This window comes from Ramlibacter sp. JJN2-2R (genome assembly GCF_057747835.1).
In genome coordinates this window covers 2,101,952-2,128,345 of record NZ_CM173226.1, presented here as the reverse complement: position 1 = coordinate 2,128,345, position 26,394 = coordinate 2,101,952, and the positions used below count along the sequence as shown (strand labels likewise).

The 26,394-nt window shown below is 68.9% G+C and carries 23 protein-coding genes and 1 tRNA gene; 6 read left to right on the top strand and 18 right to left on the bottom strand.

What is annotated here, in order from left to right; translation table 11 throughout:
• Positions 1–144: 144 nt before the first annotated feature.
• Together AC3ANR_RS10475 and dnaQ are read right to left on the bottom strand one after the other, a co-directional pair.
• Positions 145–219 (bottom strand) — tRNA-Val (locus AC3ANR_RS10475).
• A 42-nt stretch (positions 220–261) separates the two neighbouring features.
• Positions 262–996, bottom strand: coding sequence for a DNA polymerase III subunit epsilon (dnaQ, locus tag AC3ANR_RS10470; protein ID WP_488288053.1), 735 nt, complete (start codon positions 994–996; stop codon positions 262–264).
• 42 nt (positions 997–1,038) lie between these two features.
• Between dnaQ and AC3ANR_RS10465 the strand changes: the two genes are divergently transcribed.
• Complete coding sequence (locus AC3ANR_RS10465) at positions 1,039–1,791, top strand: SDR family NAD(P)-dependent oxidoreductase (RefSeq protein WP_488288052.1); 753 nt, start codon at positions 1,039–1,041, stop codon at positions 1,789–1,791.
• Positions 1,792–1,853: 62 nt separating this feature from the next.
• On the opposite strand, the gene fdx is transcribed toward AC3ANR_RS10465, so the two are convergent.
• The 8 genes from fdx to uvrB all read right to left on the bottom strand — a co-directional run bounded on the left by fdx (position 1,854) and on the right by uvrB (position 9,574).
• Positions 1,854–2,192 carry an ISC system 2Fe-2S type ferredoxin gene (gene fdx / locus AC3ANR_RS10460; RefSeq protein WP_488288051.1) on the bottom strand — a complete coding sequence of 113 codons (339 nt, stop codon included), beginning with the start codon at positions 2,190–2,192 and terminating at the stop codon, positions 1,854–1,856.
• A 3-nt stretch (positions 2,193–2,195) separates the two neighbouring features.
• Positions 2,196–4,052 (bottom strand): Fe-S protein assembly chaperone HscA, encoded by a 1,857-nt coding sequence (hscA, locus tag AC3ANR_RS10455; protein ID WP_488288050.1) that lies wholly within the window; start codon positions 4,050–4,052, stop codon positions 2,196–2,198.
• A gap of 4 nt (positions 4,053–4,056) precedes the next feature.
• On the bottom strand, positions 4,057–4,575 hold the full coding sequence (gene hscB, locus AC3ANR_RS10450; protein ID WP_488288049.1) for a Fe-S protein assembly co-chaperone HscB: 519 nt from the start codon (positions 4,573–4,575) through the stop codon (positions 4,057–4,059).
• A 102-nt stretch (positions 4,576–4,677) separates the two neighbouring features.
• Positions 4,678–5,001, bottom strand: coding sequence for an iron-sulfur cluster assembly protein IscA (iscA, locus tag AC3ANR_RS10445; protein ID WP_488288048.1), 324 nt, complete (start codon positions 4,999–5,001; stop codon positions 4,678–4,680).
• A 5-nt stretch (positions 5,002–5,006) separates the two neighbouring features.
• A complete protein-coding gene (gene iscU, locus AC3ANR_RS10440; RefSeq protein WP_192674368.1) occupies positions 5,007–5,393 on the bottom strand; it encodes a Fe-S cluster assembly scaffold IscU in 387 nt (128 codons plus the stop codon).
• Positions 5,394–5,411: 18 nt separating this feature from the next.
• Positions 5,412–6,638, bottom strand: a complete 1,227-nt coding sequence (locus tag AC3ANR_RS10435) for an IscS subfamily cysteine desulfurase (RefSeq protein WP_488288047.1) — start codon at positions 6,636–6,638, stop codon at positions 5,412–5,414.
• A gap of 49 nt (positions 6,639–6,687) precedes the next feature.
• On the bottom strand, positions 6,688–7,227 hold the full coding sequence (iscR, locus tag AC3ANR_RS10430; protein ID WP_488288046.1) for a Fe-S cluster assembly transcriptional regulator IscR: 540 nt from the start codon (positions 7,225–7,227) through the stop codon (positions 6,688–6,690).
• Positions 7,228–7,474: 247 nt separating this feature from the next.
• Positions 7,475–9,574, bottom strand: coding sequence for an excinuclease ABC subunit UvrB (gene uvrB, locus AC3ANR_RS10425; RefSeq protein WP_488288045.1), 2,100 nt, complete (start codon positions 9,572–9,574; stop codon positions 7,475–7,477).
• Between the two features lie 115 nt (positions 9,575–9,689).
• Between uvrB and AC3ANR_RS10420 the strand changes: the two genes are divergently transcribed.
• The 3 genes from AC3ANR_RS10420 to rsxB all read left to right on the top strand — a co-directional run bounded on the left by AC3ANR_RS10420 (position 9,690) and on the right by rsxB (position 13,121).
• On the top strand, positions 9,690–10,889 hold the full coding sequence (locus tag AC3ANR_RS10420) for an amino acid aminotransferase (RefSeq protein WP_488288044.1): 1,200 nt from the start codon (positions 9,690–9,692) through the stop codon (positions 10,887–10,889).
• A 250-nt stretch (positions 10,890–11,139) separates the two neighbouring features.
• On the top strand, positions 11,140–12,468 hold the full coding sequence (locus tag AC3ANR_RS10415; protein WP_488288043.1) for a polyhydroxyalkanoate depolymerase: 1,329 nt from the start codon (positions 11,140–11,142) through the stop codon (positions 12,466–12,468).
• Positions 12,465–13,121, top strand: coding sequence for an electron transport complex subunit RsxB (rsxB, locus tag AC3ANR_RS10410; protein WP_488288042.1), 657 nt, complete (start codon positions 12,465–12,467; stop codon positions 13,119–13,121). Before AC3ANR_RS10415 ends, rsxB begins: the two co-directional genes overlap by 4 nt.
• Positions 13,122–13,125: 4 nt before the next feature.
• On the opposite strand, the gene cuyA is transcribed toward rsxB, so the two are convergent.
• The 6 genes from cuyA to scpA form a co-directional block, all read right to left on the bottom strand.
• Positions 13,126–14,163, bottom strand: a complete 1,038-nt coding sequence (gene cuyA / locus AC3ANR_RS10405; RefSeq protein WP_488288041.1) for a D-cysteate sulfo-lyase — start codon at positions 14,161–14,163, stop codon at positions 13,126–13,128.
• The gene (locus AC3ANR_RS10400) at positions 14,150–14,644 is read right to left on the bottom strand and encodes a VOC family protein (protein WP_488288040.1); all 495 of its coding nucleotides are present in this window, start codon (positions 14,642–14,644) and stop codon (positions 14,150–14,152) included. Before AC3ANR_RS10400 ends, cuyA begins: the two co-directional genes overlap by 14 nt.
• A gap of 10 nt (positions 14,645–14,654) precedes the next feature.
• Complete coding sequence (locus tag AC3ANR_RS10395) at positions 14,655–16,733, bottom strand: acetyl-CoA carboxylase biotin carboxylase subunit (RefSeq protein ID WP_488288039.1); 2,079 nt, start codon at positions 16,731–16,733, stop codon at positions 14,655–14,657.
• 90 nt (positions 16,734–16,823) lie between these two features.
• Entirely contained in the window at positions 16,824–18,356 is a 1,533-nt protein-coding gene (locus tag AC3ANR_RS10390) for an acyl-CoA carboxylase subunit beta (protein WP_488288038.1), read from the bottom strand.
• Positions 18,357–18,385: 29 nt separating this feature from the next.
• Positions 18,386–19,372 (bottom strand): methylmalonyl Co-A mutase-associated GTPase MeaB, encoded by a 987-nt coding sequence (meaB, locus tag AC3ANR_RS10385; protein WP_488288037.1) that lies wholly within the window; start codon positions 19,370–19,372, stop codon positions 18,386–18,388.
• A gap of 91 nt (positions 19,373–19,463) precedes the next feature.
• On the bottom strand, positions 19,464–21,626 hold the full coding sequence (gene scpA, locus AC3ANR_RS10380; protein ID WP_488288036.1) for a methylmalonyl-CoA mutase: 2,163 nt from the start codon (positions 21,624–21,626) through the stop codon (positions 19,464–19,466).
• A 95-nt stretch (positions 21,627–21,721) separates the two neighbouring features.
• On the opposite strand from scpA, the gene AC3ANR_RS10375 reads away from it, so the two are divergent.
• A complete protein-coding gene (locus tag AC3ANR_RS10375; RefSeq protein WP_488288035.1) occupies positions 21,722–23,170 on the top strand; it encodes a short-chain fatty acyl-CoA regulator family protein in 1,449 nt (482 codons plus the stop codon).
• A 114-nt stretch (positions 23,171–23,284) separates the two neighbouring features.
• Entirely contained in the window at positions 23,285–23,674 is a 390-nt protein-coding gene (locus tag AC3ANR_RS10370; RefSeq protein WP_488288034.1) for a hypothetical protein, read from the top strand.
• A gap of 9 nt (positions 23,675–23,683) precedes the next feature.
• Here the strand turns inward: AC3ANR_RS10370 and AC3ANR_RS10365 are convergent, their stop codons facing one another.
• Both AC3ANR_RS10365 and AC3ANR_RS10360 read right to left on the bottom strand, forming a co-directional pair.
• Complete coding sequence (locus AC3ANR_RS10365; protein ID WP_488288033.1) at positions 23,684–24,670, bottom strand: tripartite tricarboxylate transporter substrate binding protein; 987 nt, start codon at positions 24,668–24,670, stop codon at positions 23,684–23,686.
• A 537-nt stretch (positions 24,671–25,207) separates the two neighbouring features.
• Positions 25,208–26,392, bottom strand: a complete 1,185-nt coding sequence (locus AC3ANR_RS10360) for an acyl-CoA dehydrogenase (RefSeq protein ID WP_488288032.1) — start codon at positions 26,390–26,392, stop codon at positions 25,208–25,210.
• Between the last annotated feature and the right edge of the window lie 2 nt (positions 26,393–26,394).

Genomic DNA, 26,394 nt, shown 5'->3' with positions numbered 1-26,394 from the left:
CCGCTCAGCGGAGCCTTCGATTATATACCGGAATTTTCATCCGGCCGATTTGTTCAGGTTGCCGCAGTGCGATCACTGCCGAAAGGAAACCTGAACGCCTCGATCGAAGAGGATTCCGCATCGCTGCCGAACCCTCGAGGTATTTGGTGGGTGATGCAGGGTTTGAACCTGCGACCCCTGCCGTGTGAAGGCAGTGCTCTACCGCTGAGCTAATCACCCTTCTGGCGCTTCGCTGTTGAGCGTTGCGTCGGAAGCCCGCGATTATGCCACAGGCGAAGAACCGCCTTCCGCGGCTCGCGTCTGGATGCGCCACAACGTCTTGCCGCCGCTGGCCTTGTCCAGCTGGGCAAGCACCTCCTCGTGGGCGGCCGCTTCCTGGTCGCTGGCCAGCAGCACCGGCAAGGTGAACTGGCGCAGGTCGACGCGCGTCTGGATGCCAGCTTCCGCATCCGTGGGCAGCACATCGATCAGCAGCGCTTCCTGGCCGCGCGTGAGGTTGATGTAGACGTCGGCCAGCAGCTCCGCGTCCAGCAGGGCGCCGTGCAGCGTGCGGCCGGAGTTGTCGACCCCCAGCCGGTCGCACAGCGCGTCGAGGCTGTTGCGCTTGCCGGGGTACATCTCCTTGGCCATCGCCAGGGTGTCGGTGACGGCGCCGACGATGGTGCGGAACGCGGGCCGGCCGGCAAGTTCCAGCTCCTTGTTCAGGAAGCCGACATCGAACGCCGCGTTGTGGATGATGACTTCGGCGCCCTGCAGGTAGTCGAGCAGTTCGTCGGCAACGGCCGCGAACTTGGGCTTGTCGCGCAGGAATTCGTTGCTGATGCCGTGCACCTTGAGCGCGTCCTCGTGGCTGTCGCGCTCGGGGTTCAGGTACCAGTGCTTGTTGTTGCCGGTGAGCTTTCGGCCCACCAGCTCGACGCAGCCGATTTCGATGATCCGGTCGCCGGCTTCGGCCGACAGGCCCGTGGTTTCGGTGTCGAGGACGATCTGGCGCATGCCGGAATTATGCTCGGCAGCATCCTTGAACCGGAGGTGCCCATGTTCAATCTGGCGGGAAAAGTGGCGTTGGTCACGGGCGGCAATGGCGGCATCGGGCTGGGCATGGCGCGCGGCCTGGCCCAGGCCGGCGCGATGGTGGTGATCACCGGGCGAAACGCCGACAAGTCCCGCGAGGCGGCGCATGCCCTGCGCGCCGACCGGCACCACGCCGACGCGATCGAGGCCGACGTGACCGACGAGGGCGAAGTCGAGCACCTGTTCGAGGAAGTCGGGCGCCGGCACGGCGGCCTGCACATCCTGGTGAACAACGCCGGCACCACGGTGCGCAAGCCCGCGCACGAGATGTCGCTGGACGAATGGCGGCACGTCATGGACGTCAACCTCACCAGCGCGTTCCTCTGCTGCCGCACCGCGCACGGCTGGCTGCGGCGCCAGGGCGGCAAGGTGATCAACATCGGCTCGATGCTGTCGATCTTCGGCGCGCCCTACGCGCCGTCGTACGGAGCGAGCAAGGGCGGCATCGTGCAGTTCACCCGGTCGATCGCCACGGCGTGGGCCGCCGACAACATCCAGGCCAATGCGGTGTTGCCCGGCTGGATCGACACCGAGCTCACGCGGTCGGCGCGCGAACAACTGCCCGGCTTGAACGAGCGTGTGCTGGCCCGCACGCCGGCAGGACGCTGGGGCGATCCCGCCGACCTGGCGGGCATCGCGGTGTTCCTGGCCAGTCCGGCTTCGGACTTCATCACCGGCGCCGCGATCCCGGTGGACGGCGGCTACTCGATCAGCTGACCCGGCCAGGACCGGGCGGAGTCGTGGGGCCCGCGACGGCCCCCGGCCCGGCGCGCAAGCGCCTAGTGATCTTCCTTGGCGTGGTTGATCGAATACTTCGGGATCTCGACCACCAGCTCCTTCTGTCCGACGATGGCCTGGCACGACAGGCGCGACTGCGGCTCCAGGCCCCAGGCCCGGTCCAGCATGTCCTCCTCGTTCTCGTCCATCTCGTTGAGCGACTCGAAGCCCTGGCGGACGACGACGTGGCAGGTGGTGCATGCGCAGCTCATGTCGCAGGCATGCTCGATCTTGATGCCGTTGTCCAGCAGCGCCTCGCAGATCGAGGTGCCGGCGGGCGCCTGCACCTCCGCGCCCTGCGGGCAGTACTCGGGATGGGGCAGGATGCGAATCACGGTCATGGTCTAGAGCGTCTCCACGCTGCGCCCGGCCAACGCGTGCCGGATGCTCTCGTTCATGCGACGGGCCGCGAAGGCCTCGGTGCCCTTGGCCAGCGCTTCGGTCGCCGCCTCGATCCCCGCCGCGTCGTCGCCCGCGGCCCGCTGCCGCAGCTCGGCCATCAGGCCATCGATCGTTGCCCGCTCGTCGGCCTCGAGCAACGCGCCATCGGCGGCGAGCGCGCTGTGCGTGGCCAGCAGCATGCGGTCGGCTTCGAGCTTGGCCTCGGCGAGCGCCCTCGCCTGCATGTCCTGCTGCGCGGTGGTGAAACTCTCCTGCAGCATGCGCGCGACCTGCTCGTCCGACAGACCGTACGACGGTTTCACATCGATGCGGGCTTCGACGCCACTGCCCTGTTCCCGCGCGGAGACGCTGAGCAGGCCGTCGGCATCGACGGTGAAGGTCACGCGGATGCGCGCCGCGCCGGCCGCCATCGGCGGGATGCCGCGCAGCTCGAACCGCGCCAGGCTGCGGCAGTCCTGCACCAGGTCGCGTTCGCCCTGCACCACGTGCAGCGCCATCGCGGTCTGGCCGTCCTTGTAGGTGGTGAAGTCCTGGGCCTTGGCCGTGGGGATCGTCTCGTTGCGCGGCACGATGCGTTCGACGAGCCCGCCCATGGTCTCGATGCCCAGCGACAGCGGGATCACGTCCAATAGCAGCAGGTCGCCGGACGCGCTGTTGCCCGCGAGCTGGTTGGCCTGGATGGCCGCGCCCAGCGCCACCACCTCGTCCGGATTCAGGTTCGTGAGCGGCTCCCGCCCGAAGTGGTCCGCCACCGCGCGCCGCACCTGCGGCATGCGGGTCGAACCGCCCACCAGCACCACGCCCTGGATGTCCTCGCGCGCCAGCCGCGCATCGCGCAACGCCTTGCGCACGGCCGACAGGGTGCGCTGGGTGAGCGCCGCCGTCGCCTGCTCGAACTCGGCGCGCGTGGCCTCCACGGCCACCGTGCGGCCGCCGATCGCCAATTCGACGCCGGCCCGGTCGGCATCGGTGAGCCGCTCCTTCAGGGTCCGCGCCACCATCTTCACCGCCGCCTTGTCGGCCGGCGACGCAGCCTCCAGGCCGGCGCGCTGCAGCAGCAGGTCGGCCAGCGCCCGGTCGTAATCGTCACCACCGAGCGCCGAGTCGCCCCCTGTGGCGATGACCTCGAACACGCCGCGCGCCAGCCGCAGGATCGAAATGTCGAAGGTGCCGCCACCCAGGTCGTAAACCGCATAGACACCCTCGCTGGCGTTGTCCAGGCCATAGGCGATGGCCGCGGCGGTCGGTTCGTTGATCAGGCGCAGGACCTTCAGGCCGGCCAGTTGCGCGGCATCCTTGGTCGCCTGCCGCTGCGCGTCGTCGAAATAGGCCGGGACCGTGATGACGGCGCCGTACAGGTCGTCGTTGAACGTGTCCTCGGCGCGGTAGCGCAGCGTCGCCAGGATCTCGGCGCTGACTTCGACCGGCGACTTCTCGCCCGCGCGGGTCTGCAGCGTCACCATGCCGGGCTTGTCGGCGAAGCGGTACGGCAGCTTGCCGCGGCCCGCGATGTCGTCCAGGCCGCGGCCCATGAACCGCTTGACCGAGGCGATGGTGTTCTCGGGATCCTCGGCCTGGGCCGCCTGCGCCTCGAAGCCGATCTGGCGGCCGGCGTTCTCGAGGTAGCGCACGACGGAGGGCAGCAGCACGCGCGCCTGGTCATCGGGCAGGCACTCGGCGACGCCGTTGCGCACGGCGGCCACCAGCGAATGCGTCGTGCCCAGGTCGATGCCCACCGCAATGCGGCGCTGGTGGGGATCGGGAGCCTGTCCCGGTTCGGAAATCTGTAGCAGCGCCATCTTTCTATTGTCCCAGCTGCTCGAAACGCGCCTCGACGTCGTGGGCAAAGCGCTCGATGAACATCAATGCGCGCACCAGCCGGGCTGCCGCCGCGGCGTCGCCCTGCTCGTCCAGCGCCCGCGCCACGTCGGCCAGCGCTTGCGCCCTCGCCTCGTGCAGGCGCCCGGCCACGGCCTCGATCTCTGCTTCGGTGCGCGCCTCATCCAGGGCCTCGCGCCATTCCATCTGCTCCATCAGGAACTGCGCCGGCATGGCCGTGTTGCGTTCCGCGTCGATCGGGGCGCCCCGCAGCTCGCACAGGTAGGCGGCGCGGCGCAGCGGATCCTTCAGGCGCTGGTAGGCCTCGTTGATGCGCACCGACCACTGCATGGCCACGCGCTGCGCGGCTGCCCCTTGCGCTGCGAACCGGTCGGGATGCGCCTCGCGCTGCAGTTCCTTCCAGCGAGCGTCGATCGTCGCGCGGTCCTGCGCGAACCGCTCGGGCAGGCCGAACAGCACAAAGTCGTTCTGATTGAGATGCATGGCTCCGGGACGCACTTCCAGGGCCACCGTGGAACCGGCTTCGCCGGGCCACTGGTGGCGGCCCCTAGAGGGGGAGGCGCCGCAAGGCGCTTCGGAGGGCGGTCAAATTCTGAACGACTCGCCGCAACCGCAGCGGTCGCGCTCGTTGGGGTTGTTGAACCTGAAGCCCTCGTTGAGCCCCTCGCGCACGAAGTCCAGCTCGGTGCCCTCGATGTAGGCCAGGCTCTTGGGATCCACCAGGACCTTGACCCCGTGGTTCTCGAACACCAGGTCCTCGGGCGCGGCCTCGTCCACGTACTCGAGCTTGTAGGCCAGGCCCGAGCACCCCGTGGTCTTGACCCCCAGCCGCACGCCCACGCCCCGGCCCCGCTTGGCGAGGTAGCGCTGGACGTGGCGGGCCGCCGCTTCCGTCAACGTGACTGCCATGTCGTTCAATGCGCGTGCTTCTTCTTGTAGTCCTCGACGGCGGCCTTGATCGCGTCCTCGGCCAGGATCGAGCAGTGGATCTTCACCGGCGGCAGCGCCAGCTCCTCGGCGATCTGGCTGTTCTTCAGCGAAGCCGCCTCGTCGAGCGTCTTGCCCTTGACCCACTCGGTCACGAGCGAGCTGGACGCGATGGCGGAGCCGCAGCCGTAGGTCTTGAAGCGGGCGTCCTCGATCACCCCGGTCTGCGGGTTGACCTTGATCTGCAGCTTCATCACGTCGCCGCAGGCCGGCGCGCCGACCATGCCGGTGCCGACGCTCTCATCACCCTTGTCGAAGGAGCCCACGTTGCGCGGGTTCTCGTAGTGGTCGACGACTTTTTCGGAGTAGGCCATGTGATTACCTCTTGGATTTCAGTGCGCGGTCCACTGGATCGTGCTGATGTCGATGCCGTCCTGGTACATCTCCCAGAGCGGGCTGAGCTCGCGCAGCTTGGCGACGTTCTTCCTGATCGTGTCGACCGCGTAGTCGATTTCTTCCTCGGTCGTGAAGCGGCCGATCGTCATGCGCAGGCTGCTGTGCGCCAGCTCGTCGCTGCGGCCGAGCGCGCGCAGCACGTAGCTGGGCTCGAGGGACGCCGACGTGCAGGCTGAGCCGGACGACACCGCCAGCCCCTTGATGCCCATGATCAGCGACTCGCCCTCGACGAAGTTGAAGCTCATGTTCAGGTTCTGCGCCACGCGGCGGCCGGGCGCCATGCTGCCGTTGATGAACACCTGGTCGACGTCCTTGAGCCCGTCCAGCAGCCGCTGCTGCAGCGCACGCGCCTTGGCGTTGTCCTGCGCCATCTCTTCCCTGGCGATGCGGAAGGCCTCCCCCATGCCGACGATCTGGTGGGTGGGCAGCGTGCCCGAGCGCATGCCGCGTTCGTGGCCGCCGCCATGCATCTGGGCTTCCAGCCGCACGCGCGGCTTGCGGCGCACGTACAGCGCCCCGATGCCCTTGGGCCCGTAGGTCTTGTGCGACGCCAGGCTCATGAGGTCCACGGGCAGCGCCTTGACGTCGATGTCCACCTTGCCCGTGGCCTGGGCGGCGTCGACGTGGAAGATGATCCCGCGCTCGCGGCAGATGGCGCCGATGGCCGGGATGTCCTGGATCACGCCGATCTCGTTGTTCACGAACATCACGCTGGCCAGGATGGTGTCGGGGCGCAGCGCGGCCTTGAACTTCTCGAGGTCGAGCAGGCCGTCGTCCTGCACGTCGAGGTACGTCACCTCGAAGCCCTGCCGCTCCAGCTCACGCATGGTGTCGAGTACGGCCTTGTGCTCGGTCTTCACCGTGACGAGGTGCCTGCCCTTGGTCTTGTAGAAGTGCGCCGCGCCCTTGAGCGCCAGGTTGTCCGACTCGGTGGCGCCCGACGTCCAGACGATCTCGCGCGGATCGGCGCCGATGAGGTCGGCCACCTGCTCGCGCGCCTTCTCCACGGCGGCTTCCGCCTCCCATCCCCACGCATGGCTGCGCGAGGCCGGGTTGCCGAAGTGCTCGCGCAGCCAAGGAATCATGGCGTCGACCACGCGCGGGTCGACCGGCGTGGTCGCGCCGTAGTCCATGTAGATCGGGAAGTGGGGGGTCATGTCCATCTCGAAAGCCGTGGGAATCGCGTACTGCTCGGTTGTCGGGGAAGGCGGGTCAGGACTTGGCCGGGACCATGCTGCCCAGCGCGAAGACCGAATTCGGTGCATTCACGCGGATCGGCTTGACCACCGGCGCGCTGGAGATCGCGCGCTTGACGGCCGGCTTGTCCTCGATCTGCACGCCCTTGGCGAGCTGCTCGTCCACCAGCTTCTGCAGCGTGACGGAATCGAGGAACTCCACCATGCGCTGGTTCAGCTGCGACCAGAGCTCGTGCGTCATGCAGCGGCCGCCGTCGCCGTTGCAGTTCTCCTTGCCGCCGCACTGGGTCGCGTCGATCGGCTCGTCCACCGACACGATGATGTCGGCCACGGTGATCTCCGACGCCTTGCGGCCGAGCGTGTACCCGCCACCCGGCCCGCGGGTGGACTCGACCAGCTCGTGCCGGCGCAGCTTGCCGAACAGCTGCTCCAGGTACGACAGGGAAATCTGCTGCCGCTGGCTGATCGCCGCCAGCGTGACCGGCCCGTTGTTCTGCCGCAGGGCCAGGTCGATCATCGCGGTGACCGCAAAGCGGCCCTTGGTCGTGAGACGCATCGCAACCTCCTTGTTGCTTCTGAACTTTCATTGCGCCGCAGCAGCCCAGCCGCCGCGGCCCGTCTCCACCCATCCCGGCAGCCTGCCGGCCTCCGCCGGCGCTCCAGCGACCGGCCCTGCTCTTTGTTCCTGAGCGATTCCGTCAAGTATACCCGAAAACCCGCTGTTTCGCTCGGGTAAGTAGACTGGCCAGTCACCGATTGGTTCCCGGGCCGCTGCGCTTGCGGCCGGGCGCGACGGCGGGCTGTCAGCGGCGCCCGGCCTGGATGGGCACGACGTTGTCGTGCACCGCGGCGCCGAAGGCCTGCTCCTTGAGCAGCGCCAGCTGGTCGCGCACCCGGGCGGCCTTCTCGAACTCCAGGTTGCGGGCGTGCTCGAGCATCTGCTTTTCCAGCCGCTTGATCTCCCGGGCCACGTCCTTCTCGGACATGTCCTCCGCCATCGCACGCTGCAGCTCCTGCTTCTCCTGCTCGCGGCTGGCCTTCTCGCTGTAGACGCCGTCGATCAGGTCACGCACCTCCTTGCGGATGCTGCGCGGCGTGATGCCATGGGCCTCGTTGTGGGCGATCTGCCTGGCGCGCCGCCGCTCGGTCTCGCCGATGGCCTTGCGCATCGACTCGGTCATGCGGTCGGCATACAGGATGGCCTTGCCGTGCAGGTTGCGCGCCGCCCGGCCGATCGTCTGGATCAGCGAGCGCTCGGCGCGCAGGAACCCTTCCTTGTCGGCGTCGAGGATGGCGACCAGCGACACCTCCGGAATGTCCAGGCCCTCGCGCAGCAGGTTGATGCCCACCAGCACGTCGAACGCGCCCAGCCGCAGGTCGCGCAGGATCTCCACCCGCTCGACGGTGTCGATGTCGCTGTGCATGTAGCGCACCTTCACCCCGTTGTCGGCGAGGTAGTCGGTCAGCTGCTCGGCCATGCGCTTGGTCAGGGTGGTGATCAGCACGCGCTCGTTCTTCTCCGCGCGGATGCGGATCTCCTGCAGCACGTCGTCGACCTGGTGGGTGGCCGGGCGCACCTCGACCTCGGGATCGATCAGGCCGGTCGGGCGCACCAGCTGCTCGACCACCTGGCCGGCGTGCTGCTTCTCGTAATCGGCGGGCGTGGCCGAGACGAAGACCACTTGCCGCATCCGGGTCTCGAACTCCTCGAACTTCAGCGGCCGGTTGTCCAGCGCCGACGGCAGCCGGAACCCGTACTCCACCAGCGTGGTCTTGCGCTGGCGATCACCCGCGTACATGGCGTTCAGCTGGCCGATCATCTGGTGGCTCTCGTCCAGGAACATCAGCGCGTCCTTGGGCAGGTAGTCGGTCAGCGTCGACGGCGGCGCCCCCGGCGGCGAGCCCGACAGGTGCCGGGTGTAGTTCTCGATCCCCTTGCAGTGCCCCACCTCGGCGAGCATCTCCAGGTCGAACCGGGTGCGCTGCTCCAGGCGCTGCGCCTCCACCAGCTTGCCGGCGCCCACCAGCTCCTTGAGCCGCTGCTCCAGCTCGATCTTGATCGACTCCACGGCCGAGACCACCTTCTCGCGCGGCGTGACGTAGTGGCTGGACGGGTAGATGGTGAAGCGCGGCACCTTCTGGCGGATGCGGCCGGTGAGCGGGTCGAACAGCTGCAGCGACTCGATCTCGTCGTCGAACAGCTCGATGCGCACCGCCAGCTCGCTGTGCTCGGCCGGGAACACGTCGATCGTGTCGCCGCGCACGCGGAAGGTGCCGCGCGCGAAGTCCTGCTCGTTGCGGTTGTACTGCATGCGGATCAACTGGCCGATCACGTCCCGCTGGCCGATCTTGTCGCCCACCCGCAGGATGAAGCGCATCTGCGTGTAGTCCTCCGGGGCGCCGATGCCGTAGATGGCGCTCACGGTGGCGACGATCACCGTGTCGCGCCGCTCCAGCACGCTCTTGGTGGCCGACAGCCGCATCTGCTCGATGTGCTCGTTGATCGAGCTGTCCTTCTCGATGAACAGGTCGCGCTGGGGGACGTACGCCTCGGGCTGGTAGTAGTCGTAGTAGCTGACGAAGTACTCCACCGCGTTCTTCGGGAAGAACTCGCGGAATTCGCTGTACAGCTGCGCGGCCAGGGTCTTGTTCGGCGCGAACACGATGGCCGGCCGCCCCAGCCGGGCGATCACGTTGGCCATCGTGAACGTCTTGCCCGAGCCGGTGACGCCCAGCAAGGTCTGGAACACCTCGCCGTCGCGCACGCCCTCCACCAGCTTGTCGATCGCCTGCGGCTGGTCGCCGGCCGGGGGGTACGGCTGGAACAGCTCGAAGGGCGAATCAGGAAAGCTGATGAACTCGCCGTTTTTCTGCTGCGGCTGGGCTTCGGTGATTTCGGGCATGGAGGCAGTCGGACGGGTGGAGGCGGCGAACTAAAATCGGGGGCAGCCGGACAGCGTACCGCAACGCCGGCTCCGACGCGCAGCTGCGCGCGCCCACACTTCCGAAGGATCCCGAATGTCTTTGTTCCAAGCCGTGGAGATGGCACCGCGCGACCCCATCCTGGGTCTCAACGAGCAATTCAACGCCGACAGCAATCCGAACAAGGTCAACCTGGGCGTCGGCGTCTACTACGACGACGACGGCAAGCTCCCGCTGCTGCAATGCGTGCAGCGGGCCGAGAAACAGATGATGGAAGCGCCCAAGGCGCGCGGCTACCTGCCCATCGACGGCATCGCCGCGTACGACGCGGCCGTCAAGAACCTCGTATTTGGGGCCGATAGCGAGCCGGTCAAGAGCGGCCGCGTCGCCACCGTGCAGGCCCTGGGCGGCACCGGCGGCCTGAAGATCGGCGCCGACTTCCTGCACCGGCTCAACCCGGCCGCCAAGGTCCTGATCAGCGACCCCAGCTGGGAGAACCACCGCGCCCTGTTCACCCAGGCCGGCTTCACGGTCGAGGCCTATCCGTACTACAACGCGGCGCGCCGCGGCATCGACTTCGACGGCATGCTCACGGCGCTGAACGGCGCCGCGCCCGGCACGGTCGTGGTGCTGCACGCCTGCTGCCACAACCCGACCGGCTACGACATCACCCCGGCCCAGTGGGACCAGGTGGTCGCCGCCACCAAGGCGCGCGGGCTCGTGCCCTTCCTGGACATGGCCTACCAGGGCTTCGGCCAGGGCATCGCCGAGGACGGCGCGGTGATCGGCAAGTTCGTCGCCTCGGGCCAGGACTTCTTCGTGGCGACCTCGTTCTCCAAGAGCTTCAGCCTGTACGGCGAGCGGGTGGGGGCGCTGTCCGTGCTGTGCGCGGACAAGGACGAGGCGGCCCGCGTGCTCAGCCAGCTCAAGATCGTCATCCGCACCAACTACAGCAACCCGCCCACGCACGGCGGCACGGTGGTGGCGACGGTGCTCAACACGCCCGAGCTGCGCGCGCTGTGGGAGAAGGAACTGGGCGACATGCGCGTGCGCATCAAGCAGATGCGCACGGCCCTGGTGCAGAAGCTCAAGTCCGCCGGCGTCAAGCAGGACATGGGGTTCATCGAGCAGCAGGTCGGCATGTTCAGCTACTCGGGGCTGACCAAGGACCAGATGGTCCGGCTGCGCAACGAGTTCGGCGTCTACGGCACCGACACCGGCCGCATGTGCGTGGCCGCGCTGAACAGCAGGAACATCGACCACGTCTGCCGCTCCATCGCCACCGTGCTGGGGTGACGGCCGGCGCTGTCCATGCAAGCCGCCCGCCGGGCGGCTTTTTTCATGCCATGGGACCGGAAACGGCAGCGCGACGGTGGGTCCCATGGTGGGTTGTCTCACACCAGGATGGTCGGAAATCCGTCACTTGCGGCGACGCGGCGAGCCCATGCTGGCGCCTGTGCGCCGCAGCGCCGCGCGGGTGACACGCGGATGAGTGGCGTGCCCGCAGGACTGCTATATTGCACTGCACAACCCCAGGGGCCCGAGCATGCTTTACCAGATCTACGAGGCGCAACGATCGCTCATGGAGCCGTTCGCCGATTTCGCCCAGGCCGCCGCGAAACTCTATAGCAACCCGCTCACGCCGTTCGGCCAGAACCCGTTCGCGCAGCGGATGTCCGCCAGCTACGAGCTGGCCTACCGGCTCTGGAAGGACTACGAGAAGCCCGAATTCGGCATCCAGACCGTCGACGTCGGCGGTACCGGCGTCGTGGTCCACGAGCGCGTGGTGCTCGACAAGCCCTTCTGCGAGCTGCGCCGCTTCAAGCGCTTTTCCGACGACCCGGCGACGCTCGCCCAGCTCAAGACGCAGCCGGCCGTGCTGGTGGTCGCCCCGCTGTCGGGCCACTACGCCACGCTGCTGCGCGACACGGTGCGCAGCCTGCTGGCCGACCACAAGGTGTACATCACCGACTGGAAGAACGCGCGCATGGTGCCGCTCGAAGAGGGCGAGTTCCATCTCGACGACTACGTGCACTACGTGGAGGACTTCATCCGCCACCTGCAGGGCGTCTACGGCAACTGCCACGTGATCAGCGTCTGCCAGCCCACCGTGCCGGTGCTGGCCGCCGTGTCCCTCATGGCCTCGCGCGGCGAAGTGACGCCGCTGACCATGACCATGATGGGCGGCCCCATCGACGCCAGCAAGTCGCCGACGGCGGTGAACAACCTGGCGACCAACAAGAGCCACGACTGGTTCGAGAACAACGTCATCTACCGCGTGCCCACCAGCTTCCCGGGCGCGGGGCGGCGCGTCTACCCCGGCTTCCTGCAGTACACCGGCTTCGTGGCGATGAACCCGGACCGCCACCTGTCGAGCCACTACGACTACTTCAAGCACCTGATCGCCGGCGACGACGCCAGCGCCGAGGCACACCGCAACTTCTACGACGAGTACAACGCCGTCCTCGACATGGACGCGGACTACTACCTCGAGACGATCCGCACGGTGTTCCAGGACTTCTCGCTCGTGCACGGCACCTGGGACGTGATCAGCGAGGACGGCGAGCTCGAGCGCGTGCGCCCGCAGGACATCACGACCACCGCCCACCTCACCATCGAGGGCGAGCTGGACGACATCTCCGGCGCCGGCCAGACCGAGGCGGCCCACAGCCTGTGCACCGGCGTGCCGAAGGCGCGCCAGAAGCACATCGAGGTCAAGGGCGCCGGGCACTACGGCATCTTCAGCGGCCGCCGCTGGCGCGACGTGGTCTATCCGCAGGTGCGCGACTTCATCGCCCGCTTCAACGACGGCCCGTCGGTCACCGGCACCGCGCCTGCCGGCCGGCGCAGGAAGGCCGCCGCCCCCGAGGCGTGAGCGAGCTCGCCGCGCGGCTGCACGCCGCGCTGCCGCAGACACAGTGCACGCGCTGCGGCTACCCCGACTGCCGCTCGTACGCCGACGCGATGGCCGCCGGCGAGGCGGCCCCCAACCAGTGCCCGCCCGGGGGCGCCGAGGGCGCGCGGCGGCTGGCCGCGATCCTGGGGCAGCCTGCGCTGCCGCTCAACCCGGCCAACGGCGTCGAGGGCCCCCGCACGCTGGCGGTGATCGACGAGGCCTGGTGCATCGGCTGCACGCTGTGCCTCAAGGCCTGCCCCACCGACGCCATCGTGGGGCTGAACAAGCGCATGCACACGGTGATCGAGCCCTACTGCACCGGCTGCGAGCTGTGCGTGCCGGTCTGCCCGGTCGACTGCATCGCGCTGGAAAACGCCAGCGGCGAGCGCACCGGCTGGCAGGCGTGGAGCGAGGCCGACGCCGCGCAGGCGCTGGACCGCTACGAGTCGCGGCAGCGGCGGCTGCAGCGCGAACAGGCCGAGCACGCGCAACGCCTGGAGCGCAAGGCCGAGGCCAAGCTGGCCGACCTGCCCGCCCAGACGCACGGCGCCGAAGGCGCCGAGGCCGAGCGCAAGCGGGCGATCATCGAAGCGGCGCTCGCGCGGGCGCGTGCCCGGCGCGAGCAGCGCTAGCCGGTCAGTCCGCGACCGGCGCTTCGCCCAGCACCTCGCGCTCGTACGCGTGCAGCGAGGGCAGGCCGCCGGTGTGCAGGAACAGCACGTTCTCGCCGGCCCTGAGCTCGCCGGCCCGGGCCAGGCCGATCAGGCCGGCCATGATCTTGCCGGTGTAAACCGGGTCGAGCGGGATGCCCTCGGTGCGCGCGAGCAGTTGCACGGCCTCGACCATCGCCTTGTTCGGCACCGAGTACTTGGGCTGCCAGTAGCCGCCGACGCTGCGCACCGATTCGCGCGGGACCTGCAGGCCGGTGCCCAGCAGGTCGTGCACGGCCTGCGCCTCCTTGTGCACCAGCGGCTCCTGGTCGGCGGGATCGCGGCTCACGCCGATGCCGATGATGGGGATGCGGATGTTGTTGCCCAGGAAGCCGGCCAGCAGGCCGCCGTGGGTGCCGGAGCTACCCGAGCCGACCACGACCTTGTCGATGCGCAGGCCGGAATCGAACAGCTGCTGCTGCAGTTCCTGCGCGCAGGCCACGTAGCCCAGCCCGCCCAGTGCATTGGAGCCGCCGCCCGGGATGATGTAGCCCTTGCGGCCCTCGGCCGCCAGCGCGTCGGCCACCTTCTGCATCTCGGCGGCCATGTTGCTGCCGCCGGGCACGACGGTGATCGCCTCGACCCCCATCAGGCGGAACATGAAGTTGTTGCCGCTGGCGTGCTCGTCGTAGCTGCGGGGCACGCGCTCCTCGATGACGAAGCGGCACTTGAGCCCCTCCTTCACCGCGGCCGCCAGCGTGATGCGGCAGTGGTTGGACTGCGGCGCGCCGCAGGTGACCAGCGTGTCGGCGCCCTGCGCCAGCGCGTCGGCCACGAGGAACTCCAGCTTGCGCGTCTTGTTGCCGCCCGGGAACAGCCCCAGCATGTCGTCCCGCTTGATCCACACGCGCGGGCCCTGCCCGCCGGGGCAGGTGGCGCCGAGCGCCGCGCTGAAATGCGGCAGGAACTCGATCGGGGTGGCGAACGGGGTGTAGCGGCGGCGGGGAAATCTAGACAGGTCCATGCCCGGATTGTCCCGCAAGCGCGTCGAACGCCCGCACCACTTCGGGCGGGGCCTGCACCAGCTCGATCAGCACGCCCTCGCCCCCCACCGGGAACTCGTCGCTGCCCTTGGGATGGATGAAGGTGATGTCGAACCCGGCGGCGCCGCGGCGGATGCCGCCGGGCGCGAACCGCACGCCCTGCGCCTGCAGCCACGCCACGGCGCTCGGCAGGTCGTCGATCCACAGGCCGACGTGGTTCAGCGGAGTCGCATGCACCGCCGGCTTCTTGTCCGGGTCCAGCGGCTGCATCAGGTCGACTTCGACCTTGAAGGCGCCGGCGCCGGTGGCGCAGATGTCCTCGTCGACGTTCTCGCGATCGCTCTTGTAGGTGCCCGTGACCTCCAGGCCGAACAGGTCGACCCAGAGCGTCTTCAGGCGCTGCTTGTCGGCGCCGCCGATGGCGATCTGCTGCACGCCCAGGACACGGAAGGGACGATTCATGCCGGACTCCTCATTCGAACTCGACGATCGGCTGGTCCACCGCCAGCGACTCGCCCTTGGCCGCGAGCACCTTGCCCACCACCCCGTCGGCGGCGGCGAAGAGCACGTTCTCCATCTTCATCGCCTCGATGACGGCCACGCGCTCGCCCGCCTGCACCTTCTGCCCCGGCTGCACGGCCACGTCGACCAGCAGCCCGGGCATCGGCGACAGCACGTAGCGGCTCATGTCCGGCGGCGCCTTGTAGGGCATCAGCGCGTGCAGTTCCGCCGTGCGCGGCGTCAGCACCATCGCCACCAGGCGCGTGCCGTTGTGGCTGATCGCGATGGCCAGCGGGTTCTTCGGCAGTCCGCGCTCGACCTGCGCGGTGAACGGCTTGCCGCCGACGGTGCCGCGGATGCGCGAGGCGCCCAGGTGCCACGCGCTGCAGATCTCGTAGCGCTTGCCGTTGGTCTCCACCACGCTCGAGCCGGACACGGCCTGGAAATCGGACACGCGCGCGGCCTGCCGCCGGTGCTCGCCGCCCTGCCCCAGCCTGACGACGACGAACTCCTCGCCGACGCGGAACTCGTGCCCGCGCATCTGGCCGCTGATGCCGGCCGAGCGCTGCAGCGCCCGCCGGTTGGCGTACGCCGCCAGCGCCACCAGGAAGTCCGGGTCGTCGTGCGCCACGTCCTCGGCGCGGAAGCCCTGGCCGTAGTGCTCGGCGATGAAGCCGGTGTTGAACTGGCCGGCGACGAACTGCGGGTGCGCCAGCAGCGCTGCCTGGAACGGCACGTTGCTGGAGATGCCGCGGATCACGAAGCCGTCGAGCGCCTCGCGCATCTTGGCGATGGCGTCGTTGCGGTCGCTCCCGTGCACGATGAGCTTGGCGATCATCGAGTCGTAGTACATCGGGATCTCGCCGCCCTCCGTGACGCCGGTGTCGACGCGCACGCCCCCGTATCCGCTCCCACCCCCCTTGGGGGAGGGTTGGGGTGGGGGCTCCCCGGCCCACATGGTTTCCCTGGGCGGCTGGAAGCGCACCAGCCGGCCCGTGGACGGCAGGAAGTTGCGGAAAGGGTCCTCGGCGTTGATGCGGCACTCGATGGCCCAGCCGTCGCGCTTCACGTCGGCCTGCGCCAGCGGCAGCTTCTCGCCGGCAGCCACGCGGATCATCAGCTCGACGAGGTCGAGGCCGGTGATGCACTCGGTGACCGGATGCTCCACCTGCAGCCGCGTGTTCATCTCCAGGAAGTAGAAGCTCTGGTCCTTGCCGACCACGAACTCCACCGTGCCCGCCGACTGGTACTTCACCGCCCTGGCCAGCGCCACCGCCTGCTCGCCCATCGCCTTGCGCGTCGCGTCGCTGATGAAGGGCGACGGCGCCTCCTCGATCACCTTCTGGTGGCGCCGCTGGATCGAGCACTCGCGCTCGTTCAGGTAGATCACGTTGCCGTGGGCGTCGCCCAGCACCTGGATCTCGATGTGCCGCGGCTCCTCGACGAACTTCTCGATGAAGACGCGGTCGTCGCCGAAGCTGTTGCGCGCCTCGTTGCGGCAGGAGGTGAAGCCCTCGAAGGCCTCCTTGTCGTTGAACGCCACGCGCAGGCCCTTGCCGCCGCCGCCGGCCGAGGCCTTGATCATCACCGGGTAGCCGATGTCCCGGGCAATCTCGATGGCACGCTCGGCGCTCTCGATGGCGTCGTTCCAGCCGGGGATCGTGTTGACCCTGGCCTCGTTGGCCAGCTTCTTGGAGGCGATCTTGTCGCCCATGGCCGCGATCGAATGGTGCTTGGGCCCGATGAAGGTGATGCCCTGCTCCTCCACCGTCCTGGCGAACTCCTCGTTCTCGGACAGGAAGCCGTAGCCCGGGTGCACGGCCTGCGCGCCGGTCTGCTTGCACGCCGCGATGATGCGGTCCATGCGCAGGTAGCTCTCGCGGCTGGGGGCCGGGCCGATGTGCACGGCCTCGTCGGCCAGCTGCACGTGGCGAGCGTCGCGGTCGGCGTCGGAATACACCGCCACCGTCTTGATGCCCATCTTGCGGGCCGTCTTGATGACGCGGCAGGCGATCTCGCCGCGGTTGGCAATCAGGATCTTGTCAAACATGTTCTGGACGCTCCACACCGTTGTCGTCCCGGGCTTGCCCCGGGATCCATGGATTGCGGGTCAAGCCCGCAATGACACCTTCCGACGCATTCACAGCGGGATGTTCCCGTGCTTGCGCCACGGGTTCTCGAGCTTCTTGTCGCGCAGCATCACCAGCGAGCGGCAGATGCGCTTGCGCGTCTCGTGCGGCAGGATCACGTCGTCGATGAAGCCGCGGGCGCCGGCGACGAACGGGTTGGCGAAGCGGGCCTTGTACTCGGCCTCGCGGGCGGCCAGCTTGGCCGGGTCGTTCTTGTCCTCGCGGAAGATGATCTCCACCGCGCCCTTGGCGCCCATCACCGCGATCTCGGCGTTGGGCCAGGCGAAGTTGACGTCGCCGCGCAGGTGCTTGGAGCTCATCACGTCGTAGGCGCCGCCATAGGCCTTGCGGGTGATCACCGTGATCTTGGGCACGGTGCACTCCGCGTACGCGTACAGCAGCTTGGCCCCGTGCTTGATGATCCCGCCGTACTCCTGGCTGGTGCCGGGCATGAAGCCGGGCACGTCGACGAAGGTGACCACCGGGATGTTGAAGGCGTCGCAGAAGCGCACGAAGCGCGCCGCCTTGATCGAGCTCTTGATGTCCAGGCAGCCCGCCAGCACCAGCGGCTGGTTGGCCACGATGCCCACGGTCTGCCCTTCCATCCGCGCGAAGCCGATGATGATGTTCTTCGCATACTCGGGCTGCAGCTCGAAGAAGTCGCCGTCGTCCACGGTCTTGACGATCAGCTCCTTCATGTCGTACGGCTTGTTCGGGTTGTCCGGAACGAGCGTGTCCAGCGAGTGGTCCATGCGATCCACCGGGTCGTTGCTCGGGCGGATCGGCGGCTTCTCGCGGTTGTTCAGCGGCAGGTAGTTGTACAGGCGCCGCAGCATGAGCAGCGCCTCGACGTCGTTCTCGAACGCGAGGTCGGCCACGCCGCTGCGGCTGGTGTGCGTGGACGCGCCGCCCAGCTCCTCGGCCGTCACCTCCTCGTGCGTGACGGTCTTCACCACGTCCGGGCCGGTCACGAACATGTACGAGCTGTCCTTGACCATGAAGATGAAGTCCGTCATGGCCGGCGAGTACACGGCGCCGCCGGCGCACGGCCCCATGATCATGCTGATCTGCGGGATCACGCCCGAGGCCATCACGTTGCGCTGGAACACGTCGGCATAGCCGCCCAGCGAGGCCACGCCCTCCTGGATGCGCGCGCCGCCCGAGTCGTTCAGGCCGATCACCGGCGCGCCGACCTTCATGGCCTGGTCCATCACCTTGCAGATCTTCTCGGCATGCGCCTCCGACAGCGCGCCGCCGAAGACGGTGAAGTCCTGGCTGAAGACGAACACCAGCCGGCCGTTGATCATCCCGTAGCCGGTGACGACGCCGTCGCCGGGAATCTTGTTGTCGGCCATGCCGAAGTCGTGCGAGCGGTGCTCCACGAACATGTCCCATTCCTCGAACGTGCCTTCGTCCAGCAGCAGCTCCAGGCGCTCGCGTGCGGTGAGCTTGCCCTTCCTGTGCTGGGCGTCGATGCGCTTGTGGCCGCCGCCCAGCCGCGCCGCGGCCCGCTTGCGTTCGAGTTGCTCGAGGATGTCTTGCATGTGTTCTTCTCCGGGAAGTCTTCTGGATGTCAGGGCGCGGGGCGCCAGGCGGCGAGCAGCTGCCGGGCGGCGGTGGACGCGGCCACGCGGCCCTGCTCCACCTCGGTGGTCAGCTCGGGCAGCAGGGCCTGCACCTGCGGGTGCGAGCGGAACGACTGCTTCAGGCCGCCGTCGATGCGTTCCCACATCCAGGCCAGGGCCTGGTGCTGACGTTTGGCCTGCAGCCGCCCCTCGGCCGTGCGCGTCTCGCGGAAGCGGGTGACGGCCTGCCAGAACGCCGCCACGCCCGTGTTCTTCAGCGCGCTCAGCTGCACCACCTGCGGCTGCCAGGCGCCGCGATCGCGCCCGTGCTGCGTGAACAGGCGCAGCGCGCTGGTGATTTGTGCCTGCGCGCGGGTGGCGGCATCGGCGTCGAGGTCGGCCTTGTTGATGACGACCAGGTCGGCCAGCTCCATCACGCCCTTCTTGATCGCCTGCAGGTCGTCGCCGGCGTTGGGCAGCTGCATCAGCACGAACATGTCCGTCATGCCCGCCACGGCCGTCTCGCTCTGGCCGACGCCCACGGTCTCGACGATCACGATGTCGTAGCCGGCGGCCTCGCACACCAGCATGGCCTCGCGCGTCTTCTCCGCCACGCCGCCGAGCGTGCCGCCCGAGGGACTGGGCCGGATGTAGGCCTGCGGGTGCACCGACAGCTGCTCCATGCGGGTCTTGTCGCCCAGGATCGAGCCGCCCGAGACGCTGCTGGACGGATCGATGGTGAGCACCGCGACGCGGTGGCCCTGCCCGATCAGGAAGAGGCCGAGCGCCTCGATGAAGGTGCTCTTGCCGACCCCGGGCACGCCCGAGATGCCCAGGCGGAACGAGCGGCCGGTGTGCGGCAGCAGCTCGGTGAGCAGTTGGTCGCCCTGCGCGCGGTGGTCGGCGCGCGTGGACTCCAGCAGCGTGATGGCCTTGGCGATGGCACGGCGCTGCGGCGCGCCGGAAGCCTCCACGATCAGGGGCGCGAGGCTCATGAACGCATCTCCTCCCCCCGCCGGGGGGAGGTCGGGAGGGGGGCGTCCCCACCCCAACCCTCCCCAGGAGGGGGAGGGAGAAAGACCGTCGTCATGCAGCCGCGGCCTTCTTGATGTTCTCCAGCACGTCCTTCGCGCTGGCCGGGATCGGCGTGCCGGGGCCGTAGATGCCCTTGACGCCGGCGTCGTACAGGAAGGCGTAGTCCTGCTGCGGGATCACGCCGCCGACGAAGACGATGATGTCGCCGCCGCCCTGCTTCTTCAGTTCCTCGATGATGGCCGGCACCAGCGTCTTGTGGCCGGCGGCCAGCGTGGACACGCCGACGGCGTGCACGTCGTTCTCGATGGCCTGGCGCGCGCACTCCTCGGGCGTCTGGAACAGCGGCCCCATGTCGACGTCGAAGCCCAGGTCGGCATAGGCGGTGGCCACCACCTTGGCGCCGCGGTCGTGCCCGTCCTGGCCCAGCTTGGCGACCATCACGCGCGGCCGGCGGCCGTGTTCCTCGGCGAAACGGGCGATCTCGCCCTTGAGTTTCTCCCAGCCCTCGGCCGAGTCGTAGGCAGCTGCGTACACACCGGTCACCTTTTGCGTGTCGGCGCGATGGCGCCCGAAAACCTTCTCCAGCGCGTCGGACACCTCGCCGACCGTCGCGCGCAGACGGATTGCGTCGATGCTCAGGGCGAGCAGGTTGCCCTGCCCCGACTTCGCGGCCGCGGTCAGTGCTTCCAGCGCGGCCTGCACCTTGGCGCCATCACGGGACGCGCGGATCTTCTGCAGCCGCGCGACCTGCTGCTCGCGCACCATGTGGTTGTCCACCTCGAGGATCTCCACCGGATCCTCCTTGGCCAGGCGGTACTTGTTGACCCCGACGATCACATCCTTGCCCGAGTCGATGCGCGCCTGCTTTTCCGCCGCCGCCGCCTCGATCTTCAGCTTGGCCCAGCCGGAATCGACGGCGCGCGTCATGCCGCCCATGGCGTCGACTTCCTCGATGATCGCCCACGCCGCGTCGGCCATGTCCTGGGTCAGCTTCTCCATCATGTAGCTGCCGGCCCAGGGATCGATGACGTTGGTGATGTGCGTCTCTTCCTGGATGATCAGCTGCGTGTTGCGCGCAATGCGCGACGAGGTCTCCGAAGGCAGCGCGATCGCCTCGTCGAAGCTGTTGGTGTGCAGCGACTGCGTGCCGCCGAACACCGCGGCCATCGCCTCGATGGTCGTGCGCACCACGTTGTTGTAGGGGTCCTGCTCGGTGAGCGACCAGCCCGAGGTCTGGCAGTGCGTGCGCAGCATCAGGCTCTTGGGGTTCTTCGCCCCGAAGCCCTGCATGATGCGGTGCCACAGCACGCGCGCCGCGCGCATCTTGGCGATCTCGAGATAGAAGTTCATCCCGATCGCCCAGAAGAACGACAGGCGGCCGGCGAACTCGTCGACATTCAGGCCCTTGGCGAGCGCCGTCTTCACGTACTCCTTGCCGTCGGCCAGCGTGAAGGCCAGCTCCAGCGCCTGGTTCGCGCCCGCCTCCTGCATGTGGTAGCCGGAGATCGAGATCGAGTTGAACTTCGGCATGTTGCGTGCCGTGTACTCGATGATGTCGCCCACGATTCGCATCGAGGGCTCGGGCGGGTAGATGTACGTGTTGCGGACCATGAACTCCTTGAGGATGTCGTTCTGGATGGTCCCGGACAGCTGGTCCTGCTTCACCCCCTGCTCCTCCGCCGCGACCACGTAGCCGGCCAGCACCGGCAGCACGGCGCCGTTCATGGTCATCGAGACGGAGACCTTGTCGAGCGGGATGCCGTCGAACAGGATCTTCATGTCCTCGACGGAATCGATGGCCACGCCGGCCTTGCCGACATCGCCGAACACGCGCGGATGGTCGCTGTCGTAGCCGCGGTGGGTCGCCAGGTCGAAGGCCACCGAGACGCCCTGCCCGCCGGCCGCCAGGGCCTTGCGGTAGAAGGCGTTGGACTCCTCCGCCGTGGAAAAGCCCGCGTACTGGCGGATCGTCCACGGCCGCACGGCATACATGGTCGCCTGCGGGCCCCGCACGTACGGCGCGAAGCCCGGCAGCGTGTCGGCGTGCGGCAGCCCCTGCAGGTCGGCCGCCGTGTACAGCGGCTTGACGACGATGCCGTCGGGCGTGGTCCAGTTCAGGGCGGCGACGTCCCCGCCGGGCGCGGACTTGGCGGCGGCCTTCATCCAGGGGTCCAGGTCCGTCGCGGTGCGCGTGTCTCGATTCGGGTCGGTCATAACATTGCAATCTTCGCAAAAACAGCGCCCGAGGACAACGGATAAACTGGAGCGCAAGTGCAAATCGGCCTTGTGAATTTGCGAAGCTTGCAAAGATGACCAAAGCCTTCATGGGCGTGCGCCTCAAGACGCTGCGGGAGCAGCAGGGACTGACGCAGGCCGCGCTGGCGGCCTCGCTGAAGATCTCGCCCAGCTACCTCAACCAGATCGAGAACGACCAGCGTCCCCTGACGGTGCCGGTGCTGCTGCGCCTGCAGGCGGCGCATGGCATCGACCTGCAGCTGTTCTCGGACGACGCGGGCGCGCGCCGCCTGAGCGAGCTGCAGACGGTGTTCTCGCACCACCCGCAGGCCCACCCGGTGCCGCTGGCCGAGGCCAAGGTGGTCGCGTCGCAGCTGCCCTCGGTGACCAGGGTGCTGCTGCACCTGCACGAGCGGACCCGCGCGGCGGAAGAGCGGCTGTCGTCCATCGTGGCCGGGGCGGACGGCGACCGCACGGCCTCGGCCTCCGCGACGCCCTTGCAGCCCTACGAGGAAGTGCGCGAATTCTTCTATGCGCGCCACCACCACATGGCGGTGCTGGACGAGCGCGCCGAACAGCTGTACGAGACCGTGACCGCGGGCTCGCGCGAGGGCGAGATCGGCGCCGCCGAACTGCTGGCGTGCCTGCGCGAGCGCCTGCGCCAGCACCACGGCATCGAGGTGCGCGAGACCGCGGCCAGCCGGACCTCGGACCAGGCGCTGCGCAGCTACGACGCCGGCACGCGCACCATTTCGCTGGCGACCGACATGGACCCCGGGCAGCAGGCCTTCCAGCTGGGCGTGCAGCTCGCCTTCCTCGAGACCGGGCCGCTGATCGACTCGTTCACCACCGCCGATGCGTTCGCGACGTCGCAGGCGCGCAGCCTCGCGCGGCTGGGCTTCGCCAACCATTTCGCCGGCGCGCTCGTGCTGCCGAACCGGCGCTTCCAGGACGCGGCCGAGGCGCTGCGCTACGACCTCGAGCTGCTGAGCGACCGCTTCGGCGTCGGCTTCGAGACCATCGGCCACCGGCTGTCCACGATGCACCATGCGCCGGGGCGCGGCATCCCGTTCTTCTTCGTGCGGGTGGACCGGGCGGGCAACGTGTCCAAGCGCCAGTCCACCGCCGACTTCCACTTCTCGCGCCATGGCGGCACCTGTCCGCTGTGGAACGTCTACGAGGCCTTCTCGCACCCCGGCAACATCCTCACGCAGCTCTCGCGCATGCCCGACGGCCGCACCTACCTGTGGATCGCGCGCACGGTGGAACACCGGCGCGGCGGCTACGGCGCGCCCAAGCGCATGTTCGCGGTGGCCCTCGGGTGCGACGCACGCTATGCGGACCGCCTCGTGTACGCCAAGGGCGTCAACCTGGTCGACCCCGACGCGGCCACGCTGATCGGCGCCGGCTGCAAGGTCTGCGACCGCGCCGACTGCGCGCAGCGCGCGTTCCCGCCGCTGGGGCGCACGCTGCAGATCGACGAGAACCAGCGCGGCTTCGCGCCCTATGCGTCCGGCATGTGAACAGCCGCACACAGCTCAAACAAGCGCATACACACGCGGCCGCCGGCGGCTCCTAGATTGGGCAAACGGCAGAGGCTCCCCACGCGGCCCTGCCGGCACCGCCAGGGAGCCCCCATGCCGATCCTCTTCCCGCTGTCCCATGCGCGGCGCCTCGCCGCCGGCCCGATCGCCCTCGCCGCCCTGCTGGCGGTGGGAGGCTGCGCGAACACCCCGCACCCGCCCGACTGGAACCGCGTCTCGATGCGCGACCAGCACACCTTCCTGCCGGTCTCGGGCGTGGATGGCCGGCGCCCGCTGGTGGTCGTCACCGCCGGCCCGACCGGCATGCTGGTGGGCACCGGCCCCGTGCCTGCCCCCGCCGCCGAACTGCTGGTGCAAGGCGGGCAGGCCTCGCTGGTGTCCGCCACCACGGCGGCTGCCCAGCGCGCGGGCACCCAGTCGCTCGGGGCCGGCGCGGCCCTGCCCGCGCCGGGGGTGCCACAAGGCACCGAAACGCAGAAGTGACGGGGGCGGTCAGTCCGGCTTGGCGCCGGACTCCTTGACCACCTTCGCCCACTTCACCATCTCGCCCTGCACGAGCGTGCCCAGCTGTTCGGGCGTGCCCGGGTTCGGCTCCAGCCCGAGCGTGGCGAGCTTCTCCTTGACGTCGGGCATGGCCAGCACGCGGGCGGTCTCGGCATTGATCTTCATCTGCACGTCACGCGGCAGGCCGGCCGGCGCGAACAGCGCGAACCACGAGGTCGCCTCGAACCCGGGCAGGCCCGACTCGGCCAGCGTCGGGATCTGCGGCGCCGCCGGCGAGCGCTGCGCGCTCGTGACCGCGATCGCGCGCAGCTCGCCCGACTTCACCAGCGGCAGCGCCGACGGCATGTTGTCGAAGATCATCGTGAGGCGCCCGCCCAGCAGGTCGGGGATGGCCGCGGCCCGGCCCTTGTAGGGGATGTGCTGCATCTTCACCCCCGCCAGGGTGTTGAACAGCTCGCCGGACAGGTGGATCGAGGTGCCGCTGCCGCTGGAGCCGAAGGTCAGCGGCTGCTTCCTGGCCAGGGCGACCAGCTCGGGCACCGTCCTGGCCGGCACGCTGTTGTTGACCACCAGCAGGTTGGGCGTGCACGCCAGGAAGATGACCGGCGTGAAGTCCTTCTGCGGGTGGTAAGGCATGTTGGGATACAGCGCCGGGTTGATCGCGTGCGTGCCCACGGTGCCGACCACGAGGGTGTGCCCATCGGGCGCGCTCTTGGCCACGAAGTCGGCCCCGATGTTGCCGCCGGCGCCCGGCTTGTTGTCCACCGTGACCGTCTGCCCGAGCGACCCCCACTTGTCCGCCAGGATGCGCGCCAGCGTGTCCGGCGCGCCGCCGGGCGTGAAGGTCACGACGATGCGGACCGGCTTGGTGGGCCAGCTGGCCTGCCCTGGGCTGGTCGAAGTGGCCTGCTGGGCGAAGACGGTGCCGGCGGCCAGCCCGAGGGCGGCCACCGCGACGAGGCGGCGGGTGAGCATGCGGTGTCTCCTGGTGCGTTGTGCGGACCATTCTTGCCCAGTACATCGCGCATGGAGACCCGGGGATTCCCTTCAGAGGCTTTCCTGCCGTGGCCACGGCCCGTCTTGCCGGGCCAGGGCGGGGGTGGGCTTCCGCGCGAATGTCCCCCGCTTGCCAGCGCGCCGGCGCGCTCCTCCTTGATTTCGCGCGGAAGCCCACCCCCGCCCCTGCCCTGCCCCGCGCCCCCTCCGGGCCGACGGCCGACCGGACCGACCGTGCCAAAGGGCCAACCGCGGGCGCGGCGCAGGGCTGTGGCTGAGGGGACCTTCGTGGGGCGAAATCAAGGAGGAGCGAGCGGCGCCAGCCGCGGCGGGGGACATTCGCCCCACGGAGGGCCCCTCGGCCGCAGCCCGGCACGAAGGCGCGCGGCCCTTCGGAGGCCATCGACCTTCGGCGGCGTTCGACCCTTCGGCGGACGTTCGGTCCGTCGGCAGGCGTCGGCCCCTCGGGGGCGCCCCCCACCAAAGGGAGAGAGCGCCGCGCTCAGAACCAGCGCGTCAGAACGCCGCGATCCCCGTCTGCGCCCGCCCCAGGATCAGCGCGTGGATGTCGTGCGTGCCTTCGTAGGTGTTCACGACTTCCAGGTTCACCAGGTGCCTTGCCACCCCGAACTCATCGCTGATGCCGTTGCCGCCCATCATGTCGCGTGCGGTGCGGGCAATGTCCAGCGCCTTGCCGCAGGAGTTGCGCTTCATGATCGAGGTGATCTCGACCGAGGCCGTGCCCTCGTCCTTCATGCGGCCCAGGCGCAGGCAGCCCTGCAGGCCCAGCGTGATCTCGGTCTGCATGTCGGCCAGCTTCTTCTGCACCAGCTGGTTGGCCGCCAGCGGCTTGCCGAACTGCTTGCGGTCCAGCACGTACTGGCGGGCGCGGAACCAGCAGTCCTCGGCCGCGCCGAGCGCGCCCCAGGCGATGCCGTAGCGGGCCGAGTTCAGGCAGGTGAACGGGCCCTTCAGGCCGCGCACCTCGGGAAAGGCGTTCTCCTCGGGGCAGAACACCTCGTCCATCACGATCTCGCCGGTGACGGACGCGCGCAGCCCCACCTTGCCCTTGATCTTGGGCGCCGACAGGCCCTTCCAGCCCTTCTCCAGCACGAAGCCGCGGATTGCGCCCTCGTCGTCCTTGGCCCAGACGACGAACACGTCGGCAAAGGGCGAGTTGGAGATCCACATCTTGCTGCCGGTGAGCTTGTAGCCGCCGTCGACCTTGCGGGCGCGCGTGACCATGCTGGCCGGGTCGGAGCCGTGGTTCGGCTCGGTCAGGCCGAAGCAGCCGATGAATTCGCCGGTGGCCAGCTTGGGCAGGTACTTCTGCTTGGTCGCCTCGTTGCCGAATTCGAAGATCGGCACCATGACCAGCGACGACTGCACGCTCATCATCGAGCGGTAGCCGGAGTCGACGCGCTCCACCTCGCGCGCGATCAGGCCGTAGCTCACATAGTTGAGCCCGGCGCCGCCGTACTGCTCGGGGATGGTCGGGCCCAGCAGGCCCAGCTCGCCCATCTCGCGGAAGATGGCGGTGTCGGTGGTCTCGGTGCGGAAAGCTTCCAGCACGCGGGGCGCCAGCTTCTCCTGGCAATAGGTCTGGGCGGCATCGCGCACGGCGCGCTCGTCGCCCGAGAGCTGCTGGTCGAGCAGCAGCGGGTCGGCCCAGTGGAAGGTGGCTTTGGTCTTGGTCGCCATGA

What these genes read in the sequence shown, in the direction of transcription:
- dnaQ (WP_488288053.1), bottom strand. Translation starts at nt 996, where the DNA reads ATGCGCCAGATCGTCCTCGACACCGAAACCACGGGCCTGTCGGCCGAA.
- AC3ANR_RS10370 (WP_488288034.1), top strand. Translation starts at nt 23,285, where the DNA reads ATGCCGATCCTCTTCCCGCTGTCCCATGCGCGGCGCCTCGCCGCCGGC.
- AC3ANR_RS10375 (WP_488288035.1), top strand. Translation starts at nt 21,722, where the DNA reads ATGACCAAAGCCTTCATGGGCGTGCGCCTCAAGACGCTGCGGGAGCAG.
- cuyA (WP_488288041.1), bottom strand. Translation starts at nt 14,163, where the DNA reads ATGGACCTGTCTAGATTTCCCCGCCGCCGCTACACCCCGTTCGCCACC.
- iscA (WP_488288048.1), bottom strand. Translation starts at nt 5,001, where the DNA reads ATGGCAGTCACGTTGACGGAAGCGGCGGCCCGCCACGTCCAGCGCTAC.
- hscA (WP_488288050.1), bottom strand. Translation starts at nt 4,052, where the DNA reads ATGGCGCTGCTACAGATTTCCGAACCGGGACAGGCTCCCGATCCCCAC.
- AC3ANR_RS10365 (WP_488288033.1), bottom strand. Translation starts at nt 24,670, where the DNA reads ATGCTCACCCGCCGCCTCGTCGCGGTGGCCGCCCTCGGGCTGGCCGCC.
- AC3ANR_RS10395 (WP_488288039.1), bottom strand. Translation starts at nt 16,733, where the DNA reads ATGTTTGACAAGATCCTGATTGCCAACCGCGGCGAGATCGCCTGCCGC.
- AC3ANR_RS10360 (WP_488288032.1), bottom strand. Translation starts at nt 26,392, where the DNA reads ATGGCGACCAAGACCAAAGCCACCTTCCACTGGGCCGACCCGCTGCTG.
- AC3ANR_RS10415 (WP_488288043.1), top strand. Translation starts at nt 11,140, where the DNA reads ATGCTTTACCAGATCTACGAGGCGCAACGATCGCTCATGGAGCCGTTC.
- AC3ANR_RS10435 (WP_488288047.1), bottom strand. Translation starts at nt 6,638, where the DNA reads ATGGACATGACCCCCCACTTCCCGATCTACATGGACTACGGCGCGACC.
- uvrB (WP_488288045.1), bottom strand. Translation starts at nt 9,574, where the DNA reads ATGCCCGAAATCACCGAAGCCCAGCCGCAGCAGAAAAACGGCGAGTTC.
- AC3ANR_RS10420 (WP_488288044.1), top strand. Translation starts at nt 9,690, where the DNA reads ATGTCTTTGTTCCAAGCCGTGGAGATGGCACCGCGCGACCCCATCCTG.
- fdx (WP_488288051.1), bottom strand. Translation starts at nt 2,192, where the DNA reads ATGACCGTGATTCGCATCCTGCCCCATCCCGAGTACTGCCCGCAGGGC.
- iscU (WP_192674368.1), bottom strand. Translation starts at nt 5,393, where the DNA reads ATGGCCTACTCCGAAAAAGTCGTCGACCACTACGAGAACCCGCGCAAC.
- iscR (WP_488288046.1), bottom strand. Translation starts at nt 7,227, where the DNA reads ATGCGTCTCACGACCAAGGGCCGCTTTGCGGTCACCGCGATGATCGAC.
- hscB (WP_488288049.1), bottom strand. Translation starts at nt 4,575, where the DNA reads ATGCATCTCAATCAGAACGACTTTGTGCTGTTCGGCCTGCCCGAGCGG.
- meaB (WP_488288037.1), bottom strand. Translation starts at nt 19,372, where the DNA reads ATGAGCCTCGCGCCCCTGATCGTGGAGGCTTCCGGCGCGCCGCAGCGC.
- AC3ANR_RS10400 (WP_488288040.1), bottom strand. Translation starts at nt 14,644, where the DNA reads ATGAATCGTCCCTTCCGTGTCCTGGGCGTGCAGCAGATCGCCATCGGC.
- AC3ANR_RS10465 (WP_488288052.1), top strand. Translation starts at nt 1,039, where the DNA reads ATGTTCAATCTGGCGGGAAAAGTGGCGTTGGTCACGGGCGGCAATGGC.
- AC3ANR_RS10390 (WP_488288038.1), bottom strand. Translation starts at nt 18,356, where the DNA reads ATGCAAGACATCCTCGAGCAACTCGAACGCAAGCGGGCCGCGGCGCGG.
- scpA (WP_488288036.1), bottom strand. Translation starts at nt 21,626, where the DNA reads ATGACCGACCCGAATCGAGACACGCGCACCGCGACGGACCTGGACCCC.